The organism is Bradyrhizobium neotropicale (genome assembly GCF_001641695.1).
Lineage (GTDB): Bacteria > Pseudomonadota > Alphaproteobacteria > Rhizobiales > Xanthobacteraceae > Bradyrhizobium > Bradyrhizobium neotropicale.
In genome coordinates this window covers 235,278-252,605 of record NZ_LSEF01000028.1, presented here as the reverse complement: position 1 = coordinate 252,605, position 17,328 = coordinate 235,278, and the positions used below count along the sequence as shown (strand labels likewise).

The following is a 17,328-nucleotide window of genomic DNA, read 5'->3' as shown; positions in this document are numbered from 1 at the left end:
AGTGTGATGGCTGGGTACCCTACGCCGCGCGGATCTTGCCGAGGAAATCGCTGACCTGATGGCCGAGCTGCCGGCTCTGGGTCTCCAGCATTTCGGACGCCTGCCTGACGTTCTCTGCCGCGCCGGCCGCGGTGTCGGCGTCGGCTTTCACGCCGGTGATGTTGTCCGAGACATTCTTGGTGCCCTGCGCCGCATATTGCGTGCTGCGGGTGATCTCCTGCGTGGCCGCACCCTGCTCCTGCACGGCGGCGGCAATAGCAGTGGCAACCTCGTTCACCTCGCCGATGATGCCGCCGATCGCCTGGATCGCGCTGATGGCGTCGCCCGCGACCTTCTGAATGTCGGCGATCTGCTCGGAGATCTCCTCCGTTGCCTTCGCGGTCTGGCTCGCCAGCGACTTCACTTCGGAGGCGACAACCGCAAAGCCGCGGCCGGCCTCACCGGCGCGCGCCGCTTCGATCGTGGCGTTGAGCGCGAGCAAATTGGTCTGTGCCGCGATGGTGTTGATCAGGCCGACGACCTCACCGATGCGGCCGGCGGATTGCGCCAGCCCCTGCACGGTGCCGTCGGTCTCGCGCGCCTGGTTGACCGCGCGGCTGGCGATGCCGGCCGCATGCGCCGCCTGCTGGCTGATGTCGTTGATCGAGGCGCTGAGCTCCTCGGCTGCGGCGGCGACGCTTTCGACACTGCCGGAGGCGTCGTTTGACGCCTTGCCCGCGACCTCGACGCGTTCATTGGTCTGGCGCGACACGGCGGACAATTCGCCCGAGGTCTTGCGCATTTCGGCCGACGCATCGCTCAACTCGCCCAGCGACTTCTGCACCACGCCCTCGAATTCGCCGACATAGGCCTCGACCGCGCGTTGGCGCGCAGCGGCGCCGGCATTGCGCTCGCGCTCCTGCGCCTCGATCTTCAGCTTGTCGGTCGCCTGCTGGTTGAAGGTTTCCAGCGCGCCGGCGAGTGCGCCGATCTCGTCCTTTCGGTCGAGATAGCCGCTGTCGACGGTGAGGTCGCCGCCGGCCACCTTCAGCATGGCATCGCGGATCCGGTGCAGCGGCGTGATCACGCGGCGGCTCACCGCCAGCATCGCGGCGCCGGTCAGGGCGATTGCGATCGCGAGCAGTGCCGTATTGACGATCAGCGACTGCACCGCAGTCGCGCGCTGGGCCGCGGAATGGTCCTTGGCGGCGGCAAGCGCGGCGTCGGCGAGCTTCACCGCGGTCATCATGCGGTTGACCGAATAGGGGCTCCACTGATTGGCCGTCATCGACGGCTTCTCACCCTTGGCGAGGGCCGCGATAATGCCGTCGCGCGTGCTCCCGTACTGGGGATCGAAATAGACGGATTTGGCTTCTGCCATCGCCGCGCTCAACGCCGGCGGCAGTTGCATACCGGTAGCGGCAAGCTCGATCGCGTTCCAGGCGGTCGCGGTGCCGCCGACCCATTTCGTATAGGCGAGCTGGATCTCAGGCGCGATCTTGCCGCTGCCGAGTGCGTTGCCGACGATCAGCGAGGATTCGCCGGCGTTCAGGCGCAGCAGCCAGGCCATCTGCTTGATCATCAGCAGTTGGTCGATGGTCGGGTCCTGGTGGTTGACGCTTGCGGCGAGGAGCGGCGACAGCTTTTCGAGGATCGCCATCAACCCGTCCTCGCTGTCGGTGTATTCCTTGGCGAGCGCCGTGCGGCGCGACGCCTTTGGCTTGGCGACCTCGCTCCAGAATTCCGCCTGCGCCGCGAGCAGCGCCTTGTTGAACCGGTCGAGGTCGGCGACCATCGCGTCGCGCTGCGGGAGGTCGATCGAAGGCAGGATCTCGATCGCGCGGGCCAGTGCCGGCATCAGGTCGTTACGGATGTCGCGGATATATGTCTCGATGTCCTTGTCCATCTGGATATCGGACGTGAGTTGCCGGTTGCTGGTCGAGCGGTCGGCGCGGATGTTGGCCATCGCCTTGAACACGTCCGCCGAGGCTGCCGAAATCGCGACGATCCGATTGGTCGCTTGCAGCCGGGTCCAGGAGCTCCAGGCATTCAGCGAGAATCCGACGACCACGACGAGCGCGGTGGACAGGATCACTGCCTTCAGCAGCGAAGATACGGTCAAGCGATTGAGCATGGGACACCCCGGTACGTTTCGAAGTTCGTGGCCCCCAACGGCAGCCCCCACGAACTTCGACAATCAAGGGATGCACGCACCGCGCGTATGCCTTTTGGCAGGCGCGCTGGGCGCATTTGGCCCGAAAAGGGTAAAAACTTAGACAGTGGCGCTGCCGTAAAATTACGGAGTCGTTAACGATTGGGGGCGGCGTCTCATCATCGTCCTGGCTTTCGCCGGGACGACACGGGGGCTTGTGGCCGCTTACCTGCAACCCACAGCCTTACGCCGCCCTGATCTTGCCGAGGAAGTCGCTCACCTGCTGGCCGAGCTGGCGGCTCTGGGTCTCCAGCAGCTCGGAGGCCTGCTTCACATTCTCGGCGGCGCCGGCTGCGGCGTCGGCGTCGGCTTTGACGCCGGTGATGTTGTCGGAGACGTTCCGGGTGCCCTGCGCCGCATATTGCGTGCTGCGGGTGATCTCTTGTGTCGCCGCGCCCTGTTCCTGCACGGCGGCGGCGATGGCGGTGGCGACCTCGTTCACCTCGCCGATGATGCCGCCGATCGCCTGGATCGCGTTGATGGCGTCACCCGCCACCTTCTGGATGTCGGCGATCTGCTCGGAAATCTCTTCCGTCGCCTTCGCGGTCTGGCTCGCCAGCGACTTCACTTCGGAAGCGACCACCGCAAAGCCGCGGCCGGCCTCGCCGGCGCGGACCGCTTCGATCGTGGCGTTGAGCGCCAGCAGGTTGGTCTGTGCCGCGATGGTGTTGATCAGGCCGACGACCTCGCCGATACGCCCCGCCGACTTCGCAAGGCCCTGCACGGTGCCGTCGGTCTCGCGCGCCTGGCTGACGGCGCGGCCGGCGATCCCTGCGGCATGGGCGGCCTGCTGACTGATGTCGTTGATCGAGGCGCTGAGCTCTTCAGCCGCGGCCGCCACGCTGTCGACGCTCATCGAAGCGTCATTGGAGGCCTTGCCGGCGACCTGGACGCGATCGTTGGTCTGGCGCGACACGGCCGACAGATCGCCAGAGGTCTTGCGCATGGCGCCGGAGGCTTCGCCGAGCTCGGCCAGCGTCTTGCGGACCGCGCCCTCGAATTCGCCGACATAGGCCTCGACCGCGCGCTGGCGCACTGCTGCGCCCGCGTTGCGCTCGCTCTCATGCGCCTCGATCTTCAGCTTGTCGGTGGCCTGCTGCTTGAACGTTTCCAGCGCGCCGGCGAGTGCGCCAATCTCGTCCTTTCGGTCGAGATAGCCGCTGTCGACGGTGAGGTCGCCGCCGGCGACCTTCAGCATGGCGTCGCGGATGTTGTTGAGGGGATGGATGACGCGGTGGCTGACCAGCATGATCGCACCTACGGCAAGGCCGAGCGCGAGCGCGAGCAGGACGAGCTGCACGATCAGCGCGCGCTGCGCGGCGCCGCGCTGCTCCAGCGTGTGGGTCCTGGCGGCGTCCAGGGCGGCTTCCGCGACCGCGACCGCGCTCGCCATGCGGCCGACCGTCACGGGGCTCCACTGGTTCGCCGTCATCTCGGCCTTTTCACCCTTGACCAGCGTGTCCGCAAGACGATCACGCAAGGCCAGATATTGCGCATCGAAATAGCCGGTCTTGGCCGCCGCCATGGCGGAGGCGAGCGCCGGGGGCAACTGCATGCCCGAGGTCGACAACTCCAGAGCCTTCCAGATCGCCGTCGTGCCGCCGACATACTGGGTATAGGCGTAGCGGCCTTCCGGCGTGATCTTGCCGGCCGCAAGTCCGGTCGAGACGATCAGCGAAGCCTCGCCCGCCGTGTTGCGCAAGAGCCAGGCGTTCTGCTTGATCGACAGCAACTGGTCGATCGCGGCGTCCTGGTGGTTGACGGTCGCGGCCAGGATGTTCGACAGCTTGTCGAGCGTGTCGAGCAGGCCCTGCGTCGTCTCCATATATTCCTTGGACAAGGCAGCGCGGCGTTGGTCCTTGGGCTTCGCCACCTCTTCCCAGAACTGCTTCTGTTCCTCCGTCAGCAATTTGTAGAGGCGGGCAAGCTCCGGCACCAGCGTGCCCGATTGCGGAAAGTCCAGGGTCGGCAGCAGCTCGAGCGCGCGCGCCATCGCGGGCATCTGCGCATCGCGCAGGTCCCGCAGATATTTCTCGATTGTGGGATCCATCGGCTCGGCCGCGTTGAGGAGCCGCGTGGTGGTCGAGCGGTCGGTGCGCAGATTGTGCATCGCCTTGAACAGGTCGGCGGAGGCGTAAGCGATGTGCGAGATGCGGGTCGCGGTTGCGAGGCGGTCCCAGGACTCGTAGGCGGTGAGCGAGAGCGCAATCACCACGCAGACCGACGTGATCGCAATCACTGCCTTCAGCAGCGCGGACACGGTCAGACGATTCAGCATCGAAACCCCCAATTCCAAATTCCAAGCTTCGTTAAGGGCACTCCCAACTGCAAATGAAGGAAAACAGGGAGGGCGCTCGTGATCTGCAATCGCGTGCCGCTCGCGGCTTGCCCCGAACGGTTTCGGCATTCCGAAGCAAAAGGGTAAAATTTTAGGCAGCGGACCCGCCGGTAGAAGTACGTATTTACCAGAAGTTGTAAGGGGTTGCTGGATATGGAACCGGGAGCTAGGGGTGCGCGTTAGGACATCGTTAGGAATTGCCTGAAGGGGGCTTTGCGATGTTGATCGGCGTACTCGTCACCTTTCTCGTCGTTATTCTCGTTCTTTATCTCATCAACATGTTGCCGATGGACGGCCGCGCCAAGCAGATCGCGCGCATCATCGTCATCATCATCGGCGTCGTGTCGCTGCTGAAATATCTCACGGTGTTCTAGCGGGGCTACGAGCAAAAAAGCCCCGGCGTGAGCCGGGGCTTCGTTCGCTTTATCGCGCCCTAGTGCAGCGACTTGAGCCAGTCGTCGACGTCCTGACGAACCTGATCCTTGGCCTTGCCGTAGCGCTCCTGGAGCCGGCCTTCGAGCTGCTCACGACGGCCCTCGATCAGTTTGAGGTCATCGTCAGTGAGCTTGCCCCACTTCTCCTTGGCCGAACCCTTGAACTGCTTCCAGTTTCCTTCGATGCGATTCCAGTCCATGGCCATCTCCAATCAGTTGATGGCCGGACAACGCGATCGGCGCGCCGCCGTTCCGCCGCGCGCCGTGACCTTTCGCCCGATCAGCCCGCGGCTTTGGCCTCGCGGCGGCGCGCGGTGAGGATGTATTCGGTGTAGCCGTTCGGCTGCGTGCGGCCCTTGAAGACGAGATCGCATGCCGCCTTGAAGGCGACGCCGTCGAAGGCGGGCGCCATCGGCTTGTAGAGCGCATCGCCCGCGTTCTGCTTGTCGACGACCACAGCCATGCGCTTCAGCGATTCCATCACCTGCGCTTCGGTGATGACGCCCTGGTGCAGCCAGTTGGCGAGATGCTGGCTCGAGATGCGCAAGGTCGCGCGGTCTTCCATCAGGCCGACATCGTGAATGTCGGGCACCTTGGAGCAGCCGACGCCCTGGTCGATCCAGCGTACGACATAGCCCAGAATGCCCTGGCAGTTGTTGTCGATCTCTTGCTTGACGTCGTCGGGCGCCCAGTTCGACTTCGACACCGGAATGGTGAGGATGTCGGAGAGCTTGGCGCGCGGTCCGCCCTTGGTGAGCTCTTGCTGGCGCGCGATGACGTTGACCTGGTGATAGTGCAGGGCGTGCAGCGTCGCGGCGGTCGGCGAGGGCACCCAGGCGGTGGTGGCGCCAGCCTGCGGATGCGCGATCTTCTGCGCCAGCATGTCCGCCATCTTGTCGGGCGCGGCCCACATGCCCTTGCCGATCTGGGCGTGGCCGGGCAGGCCGTCGATCAGGCCCATGTCGACGTTCCAGTCCTCATAGGACTTGATCCACGGCTGCGCCTTCATCTCGTTCTTGCGGATCATCGGACCCGCTTCCATCGAGGTGTGGATCTCGTCGCCGGTGCGGTCGAGGAAGCCGGTGTTGATGAAGACGATGCGCTTGGAGGCCTGCTGGATGCAGGCCTTGAGGTTGACGGTGGTGCGGCGCTCCTCGTCCATGATGCCGACCTTGAGCGTGTTCTCCGGCAGCGACAGCATCTTCTCGACGCGGCCGAAGATCTCGCAGGTCAGTGCCACCTCGTCCGGTCCGTGCATCTTCGGCTTGACGATGTAGACCGACCCGGTGCGGCTGTTCTTGCTCTTGGACAGACCCTTGAGGTCATGGATCGCAAGCAGGCCGGTGACGGCGGCATCGAGGATGCCTTCCGGAATCTCCTCACCCTTCTCGTCCAGCACCGCGTCGGTGAACATGTGGTGACCGCAATTGCGGATCAGCAGCAGGCTGCGGCCGTGCAGCTTCACCTCGCCCTTGCCGTCCGGCGTCTTGTAGCTGCGGTCGGTGTTGAGCGAGCGCGTCAGCGTCTTGCCGCCCTTCTCGAAATCCGCCGAGAGGGTGCCATTCATCAGGCCGAGCGTGTTGCGATAGACCAGCACCTTGTCCTCGGCGTCGACCGCGGCGACCGAGTCCTCCATGTCGAGGATGGTAGAGACCGCGGCCTCCATGATCATGTCGGCAACGCCGGCCGGATCGTCCTTGCCGATCGTGTTGCTACGGTCGATCTTGACCTCGACATGCAGGCCGTTGTTGACGAGCAGCACCGCGGAGGGCGCGGCCGCATCGTCCTGGAAGCCGGCGAATTGCGCGGCGTTCTTCAGCGCGGTGGCATTGCCGCTCTTCAGCTTCACCGCAAGCTGGCCGGCGACGATGCTGTAGGCGGTGACGTCGGTGTGGCTGCCGGTCGCCAGCGGCGCGGCGGCATCGAGGAACGCCTTGGCCTTGGCGATCACCTTGTCGCCGCGCGATTTGTTGTAACCCTTGCCGCTCTCGGAAGGATCATGCGGAATCGCATCGGTGCCGTAGAAGGCATCATAGAGCGAACCCCAGCGCGCGTTCGCCGCGTTGAGCGCGTAGCGCGCATTGGTGAGGGGCACGACGAGCTGCGGACCGCAGATCTTGCCGATCTCCTCGTCGACATTGGCCGTCTCGACCTTCTGCGTCGCGGGCTCGGGCAGGAGATAGCCGATCTCCTTCAGGAACGCGGTATAGGCATTGATGTCGAACGGCTTGCCCTTGTTGGCGCGGTGCCAGTCGTCGATCTTGGCCTGGAGCGTGTCGCGCACCGCCAGCAGCGCGCGGTTCTTCGGCCCAAGATCTTTGAGGATGGCGGCAAGCCCGGCCCAGAACGCGTCAGGCGCGATCCCGGTTTTCGGGGCCGCTTCCTTGGCGATGAAATCAAACAGGACCGGGGCGATCTTCAATCCGTGGGCATCGACGCGTTTCATGATGGGCTTTCTTGTTGGAAATGGCTGTTTTTGGCTGCTTTTGACCCGTCAGCAGCAAAATGCGCCCATAAAGGGCGGCTTTCGGGGGCCCTATTAGCCCCAAAACCGGGGCCGTGAGAAGGCCCCTATCCGTTTGTCAAAATGTCAAGAAGAGGTGCGCTGCCGCACGCACCGCTGTCATTCCCCGCGAAGGCGGGGAATCCAGTACGCCGCGGCTTCTCCGTATCCCAACGCTGTCTCTGGAATACTGGGTCGCCCGGTCCGCACATCAAGCCGGGCGACGACAACTGGGGAGATACGGCAGACTCAAATATTCGCCGCGAGATCGACCATCTCGTCGAACAGCACGCCGGTCTCCTTCAACATCCGCTCGATCTCGTCGGCCGCATCCGCAACCGTCCGCGCGGACGTGTCGATGACGAGCTCGGCGGCCTGCGGCGTCTCGTAGTCGTTGCCGATGCCGGTGAACGAAGCGAGCGCACCCGAGCGGGCCTTCTTGTAGTGACCCTTGGGGTCGCGTTCCTCGCACACGGCCGCAGGCGTTGCGACATGGATCTCGCGGAACGTGGTGTCGGCGATCCGACGTGCCGTAGCGCGGTCTTCGCGGGCCGGCGAGACGGCGGCGACGATCGCGATATGGCCGTTGCGCGCCAGATGCGTTGCGACTTCGGCGAGGCGGCGGATGTTCTCGCTGCGGTCGGCGGCGGAGAAGCCGAGGTCGCTGTTGAGCCCGGCGCGCAGCGTGTCGCCGTCGAGCAGGATGGGCGAGCCGCCGTTGGTGAACAGCCGCCGCTCCAGCGCCTTCGCCAGCGTCGACTTGCCGGAGGCTGGCAGGCCGGTGAGCCAAACCACCGCGCCGTTGTGGCGATAGCGCGCGGAGCGCTCGTCGGGCCGCAGCGCCGATTCCACCGGCACGATGTCGACCGGCACGGCGCGCTGGCCGGCATCCACCGACAGCACCAGACCGCCGCCGGCGATGCGTCCGGAGACTTCGATCACGAGGCGGCCGGTGCGCGGGTTCTCTGTGTAGGGATCGGTCGCGATCGGATTGGACAGTGAAATGTCGATCTCGCCGACATGGTTGCGGCCGATCGCCTTGTTCTCGGTGCTCGAGAGCTCACCGGGATCGACCGCCTTCTCGATCGCGACCACGGTGGCGCGGCTTTCCTTCGGTCCGCAGCGCACCAGTAGCTGGTCGCCCTTGGCGAGAGGCTTGTCGTGCAGCCAGAAGATGCGCGCGCGCAGCCGGCGCGTCTCGCGCGGGGCCGTGCCCGCATGCGCGATGATATCGCCGCGCTCGATGAACAGCTCGCGGTCGAGCGTGATGCCGACCGAGCGTCCCGCGCCCTGCCGGGTCGCGACCGGCGTCACCGGCCAGCTTTCGACCGTCTTGATCTTCGCGATCTTGCCGGCCGGCATGATCACGATCTCGTCGCCGGCGATGAGGCTGCCGGATTCGATGCGGCCCGCGACGATGCGGCGGTCATCGAATTTGTAGATCGCCTGCACCGGCAACCGCAGCGCCAGCGCCTCGAGCGGGCGCGCCGGCTCGAGCCGGTCGAGCGCCTCGACCACGGTCGGGCCCTTGTACCAGCCGATGCGGTCGGTGCGCGTCGCAACGCCGTCGCCGTCGCGCGCGGAGATCGGGATGATCGCGGTCGGCGTCACGCCGAGGCCATTGAGATGCGCTGAGATCTCGTCGCTGATCGCCTTGAAGCGATCGGCGGCGAAGTCGACGCGGTCCATCTTGTTGACGACGATCGCGACCTGCTTCACGCCGAGCAGATGCAGGAGATAGCCGTGCCGCCGGGTCTGGTCGCGCACGCCTTCGAGCGCGTCGATGATCAGCACCGCGCCGTCGGCCTGCGACGCGCCGGTGATCATGTTGCGCAAGAATTCCGCGTGACCGGGCGCGTCGATCAGCACGATGTCGCGCGAATTGGTGCGGAAGCGGATCTGCGTGGTGTCGATGGTGATGCCCTGGTCGCGCTCGGTCTGCAGCGCATCGAGCAGGAACGACCATTCGAACGGCATGCCGCGCCGCGCGCTGACGGCTTGCAGCATTTCGAGCTTGCCCTCGGGCAGGCTGCCGGTCTCATGCAGCAGCCGGCCGACCAGCGTAGACTTGCCGTGGTCGACATGGCCGACGATGACGATGCGAACCTGCGGACGCGTGGTGCCGTTCGGAGTGGCGGGCGAAGCCGTCGTAACGATCATGTTCATAGCCGCGTTGCGTCCTCAGGGATCAGAGATAGCCGGCGACGCGCAGACGCTCGAAGGCGTCCTCGGTCTCGTGGTCGAGCGCGCGGCCGGCGCGCTCCGGCACCTTGGTCTGCTCGAGCTCAATCAGGATCTCGTCGATGGTTGATGCAGTCGAAGCGACCGGATTGGTGATGTCCTGATCGCCCAGCGAGCGATAGCGCTTGCCGTTCTGCGACAGATAGAGCGGGATGATCGGGATGTTCTCGCGCTTGGTGTAGGCCCAGATGTCGGCCTCGGTCCAATGCAGGATCGGGTGGATGCGCAGATGCGCGCCCGGCGGCGGCGAGGCGTTGAACTGGTCCCAGAACTCCGGCGGCTGGTCGCGCACGTCCCAATTGCCCTCGAGCCCGCGCGGCGAGAACACGCGCTCCTTGGCACGGGTTGCCTCCTCGTCGCGGCGGATGCCGGCGATCAGGCCGTCGAAGCCGAATTTGCCGAGCGCCATCTTCAGACCCTCGGTCTTGCGCGCGGCGGAGCGCGCGGCCGGCGGCAGGGTCGGATCGACGGCATCGATCGGCGGGCAGGGCTCGACGCGAAGATCGAGGTCCCACTCTTTTCCGTAGTGATCGCGGAAGCGATACATCTCCGGAAACTTCTTGCCGGTATCGACGTGAAGGGCAGGGAACGGCATGCGGCCGAAGAACGCCTTCCGCGCCAGCCAGATCATGACGTTGGAGTCTTTGCCGAGTGACCACAAGAGTGCGATCTTCTTCAGCCGGGCGAAGGCCTCGCGGAAGATGTAGATGCTCTGCGCCTCAAGCTGGTCGAGATGGTCCATGCTCGGAGCAAGGTCGGCAGAAAATTCTTGCGCGCGCACGCGCTCGGCGAGCGCCGGGCTGCTCAGTCCGTCAGCTGCGGAATCGTCCTTGAGAAGATGCATCTCTGCCACTTTGCGTTTGGAGGCGAAAATTCTATAGTTGCAGTGCAGAAGAGAAGAAAAAATTTTCTCTTTGCGCGCTCGAAACGACACATATATAGAAAATAATTCCAGTCAACCCCGAATTGGGGAAACGAGTATCGCATGCGGTTCTTGCCGGTGTTCCTCGATCTCAAGGCCGGTCCGGTGGTCCTCATCGGCGCGGGCGAGCTTTTGCGCGCCAAGCTGCGCGTGCTCGCGGCCGCCGGGGCGCGCATTCGCGTGCATGCGATCGACGGCAATCATGACCTCGGCGGTCTCGGCGATGCTGGCACCGCGCACATTGAATTCGATGCCGGCGATCCGCTTGTCGCCGATCTCGCTGGCGTCATCGCCGTCGTCTGCGCAGGAGCGGGCGATGTCGGCGTTGCGATGTCAGCGCGCGCCAAGATGCTCGGCCTGCCCGTCAACGTCATGGACGACCTCGAGCATTCCAGCTTCATCTTCCCGGCGATCGTCGATCGCGGCGATGTCGTGGTCGCCGTCGGCACCGGCGGCACCTCGCCGGTGGTGGCGCGGCGCGTGCGCGAAAAGATCGAGGCGCTGCTGCCGGCCCGCATCGGCGAGCTTGCCGAGTTCATCGGCGGCTTCCGCAAATCGATCAACGAGCGCATCGCCGAGTTTCCGTTGCGCCGCCGCTTCTGGGAGCGCGTGGTCGACGGTCCGATCGGCGCCGCCGTGCTCGCCGGCCGCAAGGATGAGGCGGATGCGGCACTCAAGGCTGTTTCAGATCCGTCCGCCTTCGCGCGCGCCGACAAGCCGGAGGGCTCCGTCACGCTGGTCGGCGCAGGCCCCGGCGATCCCGATCTTCTGACCATCAAGGCGCTGCGCGCGTTGCAGGACGCCGATGTCGTCTTCCATGACGAGCTGGTCTCGGTAGAGATTCTCGACCGCATCCGTCGCGACACCACGCGCGTTCCCGTCGGCCGCCGCGTCGGCAAGCCCGGCATCGGCCAGGACGCCATCAACCGGCGGATGATCGATGCCGCACAGGCCGGCCAGCGCGTCGTGCGGCTGAAGGGCGGCGATCCCTTCGTGTTCGGCCGCGGCGGCGAAGAGGTTGAAGCGTTGCGGGCGGCGGGCGTCGCCTATTCGATCATTCCCGGCATCACCGCCGGCATCGGCGGCGCCGCCGATTTCGAGGTGCCGCTCACCTACCGCCATGAAGCCACGCGCATCACCTTCCTCACCGCGCACAAGGCGCGCGATGCCGAAACCGTCGACTGGTCGACACTGACCGATACGAAAATGACCGTCGTGGTCTACATGGGCATGACTGCCGCGCCTGCCGTGCGCGCCGGCCTGTTCGCGGCCGGCCGTTCGCCGGAGACGCCGGTCGGTGTGTTCGCCCGCGTCACCCGGCCCGATGCGCAAGCCGCGATCGGCACGCTGCGCGACCTGCCCGAGCTCGTGCGGCGGACCAATGGCGGTCCTGCCATTCTCATCATCGGCGAGGTGGTCCGGCATGCCGGTTCCCTTCGCCGCCAAACTCCCAAACAAATCATCTCTGACCTGTTGGATGCAGCCGAATGACCTCCCCGCTTGAACAAAAGAAGATCCGTATCGCCGGTACCTCGGTCGTGACCGCCAATCGCACCTGGGATGGTGCGGTGGTCTATCGCACCGCCAGCAAGGGCTGGTCCGCCGACCTGTCGGAGGCTGCGATCGTGCGCAACTCCGACGAGGCAAAAGCGTTGCTTGCGGAGTCCGTTGCCGATGACGTCGGCGCCGTGGGTGCCTATATCGCTCCGGTGCAGGTCGGCGAGGACGGCAAGGTCGAACCCGGCAATCTGCGCGAACAGATCCGCCGCACCGGCGTGACCATCGGACAGCCGGCCCAGGTTTAAGGCACTCTCTTATGTACGCTTACGATGAAATCGACCGCACGCTGGTCAACGAGCGTGTCTCGGAATTCCGCGACCAGGTGAAGCGCCGCCTCTCCGGCGAGCTCACCGAGGACGAATTCAAGCTTCTGCGGCTTCAGAACGGCGTCTATCTGCAACTGCACGCCTACATGTTCCGCGTCGCGATCCCCTATGGAACGCTGGCGTCGAACCAGTTGCGCGCGCTCGCCCATGTCGCGCGCAAATACGACCGCGGCTACGGCCACTTCACCACGCGGCAGAACATCCAGTTCAACTGGATCAAGCTCGCCGAGCTGCCGGACGCGCTGGCTGATCTCGCCGAGGTCGGCATCCATGCGATGCAGACCTCCGGCAACAACATGCGCAACGTCACTTCGGACCAGTGGGCCGGCGTCGCGCCGGGCGAGATCGAGGATCCTCGCATCTGGTCGGAGCTGATCCGCCAGCACACCACGCTGCATCCCGAATTCTCGTTCCTGCCGCGCAAGTTCAAGATCGCGATCACCGCGTCGGATCACGACCGCGCCGCGATCAAGATTCACGACATCGGCCTGCGCCTGATCAAGAACGAGAAGGGCGAAACCGGCTTCGAGGTGCTGGTCGGCGGTGGTCTCGGCCGCACGCCGTTCATCGCCAAGACCATCAAGCACTTCGTGCATGGCCGCGATATCCTGAGCTATATCGAGGCGATCCTGCGCGTCTACAATCAGTACGGCCGCCGCGACAACATCTACAAGGCGCGCATCAAGATCCTGGTGCACGAGCTTGGCATCGAGAAGTTCTCGCGCGAGGTCGAGGAGGAGTGGCAGCACATTCGCAACTCCTCGCTTCAGATCGACGACGAAGTGATCGAGGACATCCGCTCGCGCTTCACCTATCCGGCCTATGAGAAGCTGCCGCACATGCCGGACGAGCTGCGCCAGGCCGCGGCCGATCCCGACTTCGAGGCGTGGCGCAGGAACTCGGTCGCCCCGCACAAGATCCAGGGCTACTCCATCGTCACGATCTCGCTGAAGCCGACCGGCAAGCCTCCGGGCGATGCCACCGCCGAGCAGATGGACGCGCTGGCCGATCTCGCCGACAAATATTCCTTCGGCGAAATTCGTGTAGGCCACGAGCAGAACCTGGCGCTGCCGCATGTCGCCAAGCGCGACCTGCCGGCGTTGTGGAAGGCGCTCGACAAGCTCGGGCTCGCCACGCCCAACGTGAACCTGATCACCGACATCATCGCCTGCCCGGGTCTCGACTATTGCTCGCTGGCGAATGCGCGCTCGATCCCGATCGCGCAGGAGCTGACGCGGCGCTTCGCTAATCACGAGCTCGCCAACCTGATCGGCCGGCTGCACATCAACATCTCCGGCTGCATCAACGCCTGCGGTCATCACCATGTCGGGCACATCGGCATTCTCGGCGTCGAGAAGAACGGTGAGGAGGTCTACCAGATCACCATCGGCGGCCGCGCCGACGAGAGCGCCGCGCTCGGCAATCTGATCGGCCCCGGCGTGAAGTTCGACGAGGTCGCAGACGTCGTCGAGGACATTGTCGAAGCCTATCTCGCGCTGCGCGAGCGACCGGAAGAGCTGTTCATCGACACGGTGAAGCGTCTCGGTGTCGAGCCCTTCAAGGAGCGTGTCTATGCCACTCGTTAATGGCGGAAAGATCGTCGACGACAGCTTCGTCAAGCTCGCCGTCGATACGCCGCTGCCTGAGGGCGGCGACATCCTGGTGCCGGCCGAGCGCTTCCTCGGCGATGCGGAGGCATTCCTCGCGCGCGCCGGCAAGGTCGGCGTGATCTGGCCGAACAACCGCGACATCGACGAGCTGGTGCCCTATCTCGGCAGGCTGGCCGCGGTGGCGCTGGTGTTCCCGACCTTCCGTGACGGACGCGCCTATAGCCAGGCGCGGCTCTTGCGCGAACGCTTCAATTATCGCGGCGAGGTGCGCGCAACGGGTCAGGTGCTGCGCGACCAGTTCGTGTTCATGCTGCGCGCAGGCTTCGATGCCTTCGACGTCAAGAAGCAGGCCGACGCCGAAGCCTTCATGCAGACGGCGAAGCGCTATTCGGTGTTCTATCAGCCGACCGGGGACGGCCGCATCACGGCGCTGCACCGGCGCATGCAGCTGCGCCATTCGGAAGGTGTCGGCACGTGAACGCGATCGCGGCACAGGTTTCATCAGCGTCGGTCCCTGCGCTGCCGTCGGCGGAAGAGCTTGATCGCGCTCTGCGCGACGCCTCGCCCGCGGAAGTCATCGCTGCCGCTCTGAAGGCCGTTGGCCGCGACAAGCTCGCTCTGGTGTCGTCATTCGGCACGGAATCGGCGACGCTGCTCAAGGTGATGGCGGATGTCGATCCCGCCATCCCCGTGATCTTCCTCGACACCGGCTGGCTGTTCGAGGAGACGCTCGCCTATCGCGACACGCTGATCGCAACACTCGGGCTGAAGGACGTCCGTTCGGTCAAGCCGGCGGAGGAAACGTTGTCGCGCGAGGATCCGGACCGCGAGCTCTGGTTCTCCGATCCCGACGCCTGCTGCCGTATCCGCAAGGTTGAGCCGCTGGCGCGTGCGCTGAAACCGTTCACGGCCTGGATCAATGGCCGCAAGCGCTTCCAGGGCAATGCGCGCGCCGATATTCCGGTCGTCGAGGACGACGGCGCGCGGTTGAAGTTCAATCCCTTCGCCAATGTCTCGCGCGAGGAGCTGGAGGCGATCTTCGTCCGCGCCAAATTGCCGCGGCACCCTTTGGTCGCGTCAGGATTCCTGTCCGTTGGCTGCATGCCCTGCACCAGCCGGGCGGCCGAAGGCGAGGATTCTCGCGCCGGCCGGTGGCGGGGCCGGGCCAAGACAGAATGCGGCATTCACACGATGAAGATTTCGTAGCACAGTCAGGTTGCCACGCTGCGAACAAGGAAATCCGGTTCCGTTGACTTAAGCGCGTTTCGCCCCGAGTTATGTCTGCACGCCTTCGCCGACACTGTCGTCGTCGAAGTGAATGGAGATGGATATGATGCGTCGTATCGTTCCGCTCGCTGCAGGACTCCTCTGGGCAAGCTCGGCTCTCGCCGCTGACATCAATTTGTTGAACGTGTCGTACGATCCGACACGCGAGCTCTATGTCGAGTTCAACAAGGCGTTTTCGCGCGTCTATCAGAAGGAAACCGGCAAGAGCGTCGAGATCAAGCAGTCGCATGGCGGCAGCGGATCGCAGGCGCGTGCGGTGATCGACGGATTGCAAGCCGATGTCGTGACGCTTGCGCTCGCCTATGACATCGACGCGATCGCCGGCAAGGGCCTCACCGCCGCCGATTGGCAGAAGCGGCTGCCGCAGAATTCGTCACCCTACACTTCGACCATCGTCTTCCTGGTGCGCAAGGGCAATCCCAAGGGCATCAAGGACTGGGACGACCTTATCAAGCCCGGCGTTGCCGTGATCACGCCGAACCCGAAGACCTCGGGCGGCGCGCGCTGGAATTATCTGGCGGCCTGGGGTTTTGCGCAGAAGAAATACGGCTCGGCCGACAAGGCCAAGGATTTCATCGGAAAACTCTATCAGCAGGTGCCGGTGCTCGATACCGGTGCGCGCGGCGCGACCGTGACCTTCGTCGAGCGCGGCGTCGGCGACGTCTTGCTCGCCTGGGAGAACGAGGCTTACCTCGCCCTCAAGGAGTTCGGCGCCGAGAAGTTCGAGATCGTGGCGCCGCCGCAATCGATCCTCGCCGAGCCGCCGGTCGCGATCGTCGACAAGGTTGCCGACAAGAAGGGCACCCGCAACGCCGCCGATGCCTATCTGCAATACTGGTACACCAAGGAAGGTCAGGAGATCGCCGCGCGCAATTTCTACCGCCCGCGCGATCCGGAGATCGCCAAAAAGTACGAAAACGCCTTTGCCAAGGTCGAGCTGTTCACGATCGATGATTTGTTCGGTGGCTGGACCAAGGCGCAACGGGAACATTTCGCCGATGGCGGCGTCTTTGATCAGATCTACAAGAACTGATCGGGCGTTGCCGTAGAGAGGGCTGTCACAGGGGGACTGGTGAGCGCTATCGCAGCACGACGCCGGACACTGCCGGGCTTCGGTCTCACGATGGGACTGACGCTGTCCTGGCTGTCGATCATCATCCTGATTCCGCTCGCCGGCCTGTTCCTGAAATCCTTCGAGATCAGCCCCGAGCAGTTCTGGAACATTCTCTCCAGCCGCCGCACTTTGAACGCGCTGCGGGTCTCGTTCGGGCTCGCCTTCGCGGCGGCCTGCGTCAATCTGGTGATGGGCAGCATTATCGTCTGGGCGCTGGTGCGCTACCGCTTCCCCGGCCGGCGGCTGTTCGATGCCATTGTCGACGTGCCGTTCGCGCTGCCGACGGCGGTTGCCGGCGTCGCGCTGACCTCGCTGTTCGCCGAGAAGGGCTGGCTTGGCGCGCCGCTGGCGGCGCTCGGCATCAAGGTGGCGTTCACGCCGGTCGGCATCTTCGTCGCCATGATCTTCATCGGCATTCCCTTCGTGGTCCGCACCGTGCAGCCGGTGCTCCAGGATCTCGATCCCGAGATCGAGGAAGCCGCGGGCAGTTTGGGGGCAAGCCGCTGGCAGACAATCATTCGCGTGATCCTGCCTTCGCTTGCACCCGCGCTGCTGACCGGACTGGCGCTCGCCTTCGCGCGCGCCGTCGGCGAATACGGCTCGGTGATCTTCATTGCCGGCAATCTGCCCAATGTCTCCGAGATCGCGCCGCTGCTGATCGTGATCCGGCTCTCCGAATTCCGCTATGCCGATGCGACCGCGATCGCGGTCATCATGCTCGTCGTGTCATTCGTCACGATCTTCGCGGTGAACCGGTTGCAGCGCTGGGCGCAAAACCGGATTCCGGCGCGTTGAGGTGGAT

Annotated in this window: 14 protein-coding genes; 8 read left to right on the top strand and 6 right to left on the bottom strand. The window is 64.8% G+C overall.

Features of this window, described 5'->3' with window-relative positions; all coding sequences use genetic code 11:
- Positions 1-19: 19 nt before the first annotated feature.
- Positions 20-2,113 carry a methyl-accepting chemotaxis protein gene (locus AXW67_RS07060; RefSeq protein ID WP_063677266.1) on the bottom strand — a complete coding sequence of 698 codons (2,094 nt, stop codon included), beginning with the start codon at positions 2,111-2,113 and terminating at the stop codon, positions 20-22.
- Positions 2,114-2,375: 262 nt separating this feature from the next.
- Positions 2,376-4,469, bottom strand: a complete 2,094-nt coding sequence (locus tag AXW67_RS07055; RefSeq protein ID WP_063677265.1) for a methyl-accepting chemotaxis protein — start codon at positions 4,467-4,469, stop codon at positions 2,376-2,378.
- 278 nt (positions 4,470-4,747) lie between these two features.
- On the opposite strand from AXW67_RS07055, the gene AXW67_RS41650 reads away from it, so the two are divergent.
- Complete coding sequence (locus AXW67_RS41650; RefSeq protein ID WP_145927457.1) at positions 4,748-4,903, top strand: Thivi_2564 family membrane protein; 156 nt, start codon at positions 4,748-4,750, stop codon at positions 4,901-4,903.
- 59 nt (positions 4,904-4,962) lie between these two features.
- On the opposite strand, the gene AXW67_RS07050 is transcribed toward AXW67_RS41650, so the two are convergent.
- The 4 genes from AXW67_RS07050 to cysD form a co-directional block, all read right to left on the bottom strand.
- On the bottom strand, positions 4,963-5,163 hold the full coding sequence (locus tag AXW67_RS07050; protein WP_027553924.1) for a CsbD family protein: 201 nt from the start codon (positions 5,161-5,163) through the stop codon (positions 4,963-4,965).
- 80 nt (positions 5,164-5,243) lie between these two features.
- Entirely contained in the window at positions 5,244-7,409 is a 2,166-nt protein-coding gene (locus AXW67_RS07045) for a malate synthase G (RefSeq protein WP_063677264.1), read from the bottom strand.
- Between the two features lie 306 nt (positions 7,410-7,715).
- The gene (gene cysC / locus AXW67_RS07040) at positions 7,716-9,632 is read right to left on the bottom strand and encodes an adenylyl-sulfate kinase (RefSeq protein WP_027553922.1); all 1,917 of its coding nucleotides are present in this window, start codon (positions 9,630-9,632) and stop codon (positions 7,716-7,718) included.
- A 22-nt stretch (positions 9,633-9,654) separates the two neighbouring features.
- A complete protein-coding gene (gene cysD / locus AXW67_RS07035) occupies positions 9,655-10,449 on the bottom strand; it encodes a sulfate adenylyltransferase subunit CysD (protein ID WP_027553921.1) in 795 nt (264 codons plus the stop codon).
- Between the two features lie 243 nt (positions 10,450-10,692).
- On the opposite strand from cysD, the gene cysG reads away from it, so the two are divergent.
- The 7 genes from cysG to cysT all read left to right on the top strand — a co-directional run bounded on the left by cysG (position 10,693) and on the right by cysT (position 17,321).
- Entirely contained in the window at positions 10,693-12,120 is a 1,428-nt protein-coding gene (gene cysG / locus AXW67_RS07030) for a siroheme synthase CysG (RefSeq protein ID WP_063677263.1), read from the top strand.
- Positions 12,117-12,434 carry a DUF2849 domain-containing protein gene (locus AXW67_RS07025; RefSeq protein WP_027553919.1) on the top strand — a complete coding sequence of 106 codons (318 nt, stop codon included), beginning with the start codon at positions 12,117-12,119 and terminating at the stop codon, positions 12,432-12,434. The genes cysG and AXW67_RS07025 overlap by 4 nt, the downstream gene beginning before the upstream one ends.
- A gap of 11 nt (positions 12,435-12,445) precedes the next feature.
- On the top strand, positions 12,446-14,101 hold the full coding sequence (locus tag AXW67_RS07020; RefSeq protein WP_027553918.1) for a nitrite/sulfite reductase: 1,656 nt from the start codon (positions 12,446-12,448) through the stop codon (positions 14,099-14,101).
- Entirely contained in the window at positions 14,088-14,603 is a 516-nt protein-coding gene (locus AXW67_RS07015; RefSeq protein ID WP_063677262.1) for a DUF934 domain-containing protein, read from the top strand. Before AXW67_RS07020 ends, AXW67_RS07015 begins: the two co-directional genes overlap by 14 nt.
- Positions 14,600-15,331: a phosphoadenylyl-sulfate reductase gene (locus AXW67_RS07010; protein WP_063677261.1), complete on the top strand. Its 732-nt coding sequence runs from the start codon at positions 14,600-14,602 to the stop codon at positions 15,329-15,331. The genes AXW67_RS07015 and AXW67_RS07010 overlap by 4 nt, the downstream gene beginning before the upstream one ends.
- Before the next feature lie 112 nt (positions 15,332-15,443).
- Positions 15,444-16,445, top strand: a complete 1,002-nt coding sequence (locus AXW67_RS07005) for a sulfate ABC transporter substrate-binding protein (RefSeq protein ID WP_145927455.1) — start codon at positions 15,444-15,446, stop codon at positions 16,443-16,445.
- A 39-nt stretch (positions 16,446-16,484) separates the two neighbouring features.
- Positions 16,485-17,321, top strand: coding sequence for a sulfate ABC transporter permease subunit CysT (cysT, locus tag AXW67_RS07000; RefSeq protein ID WP_082907807.1), 837 nt, complete (start codon positions 16,485-16,487; stop codon positions 17,319-17,321).
- The last annotated feature ends 7 nt before the right edge of the window (positions 17,322-17,328 follow it).

What these genes read in the sequence shown, in the direction of transcription:
- AXW67_RS07060 (WP_063677266.1), bottom strand. Translation starts at nt 2,113, where the DNA reads ATGCTCAATCGCTTGACCGTATCTTCGCTGCTGAAGGCAGTGATCCTG.
- AXW67_RS07055 (WP_063677265.1), bottom strand. Translation starts at nt 4,469, where the DNA reads ATGCTGAATCGTCTGACCGTGTCCGCGCTGCTGAAGGCAGTGATTGCG.
- AXW67_RS41650 (WP_145927457.1), top strand. Translation starts at nt 4,748, where the DNA reads ATGTTGATCGGCGTACTCGTCACCTTTCTCGTCGTTATTCTCGTTCTT.
- AXW67_RS07050 (WP_027553924.1), bottom strand. Translation starts at nt 5,163, where the DNA reads ATGGACTGGAATCGCATCGAAGGAAACTGGAAGCAGTTCAAGGGTTCG.
- AXW67_RS07045 (WP_063677264.1), bottom strand. Translation starts at nt 7,409, where the DNA reads ATGAAACGCGTCGATGCCCACGGATTGAAGATCGCCCCGGTCCTGTTT.
- cysC (WP_027553922.1), bottom strand. Translation starts at nt 9,632, where the DNA reads ATGAACATGATCGTTACGACGGCTTCGCCCGCCACTCCGAACGGCACC.
- cysD (WP_027553921.1), bottom strand. Translation starts at nt 10,449, where the DNA reads ATGGACCATCTCGACCAGCTTGAGGCGCAGAGCATCTACATCTTCCGC.
- cysG (WP_063677263.1), top strand. Translation starts at nt 10,693, where the DNA reads ATGCGGTTCTTGCCGGTGTTCCTCGATCTCAAGGCCGGTCCGGTGGTC.
- AXW67_RS07025 (WP_027553919.1), top strand. Translation starts at nt 12,117, where the DNA reads ATGACCTCCCCGCTTGAACAAAAGAAGATCCGTATCGCCGGTACCTCG.
- AXW67_RS07020 (WP_027553918.1), top strand. Translation starts at nt 12,446, where the DNA reads ATGTACGCTTACGATGAAATCGACCGCACGCTGGTCAACGAGCGTGTC.
- AXW67_RS07015 (WP_063677262.1), top strand. Translation starts at nt 14,088, where the DNA reads ATGCCACTCGTTAATGGCGGAAAGATCGTCGACGACAGCTTCGTCAAG.
- AXW67_RS07005 (WP_145927455.1), top strand. Translation starts at nt 15,444, where the DNA reads ATGGAGATGGATATGATGCGTCGTATCGTTCCGCTCGCTGCAGGACTC.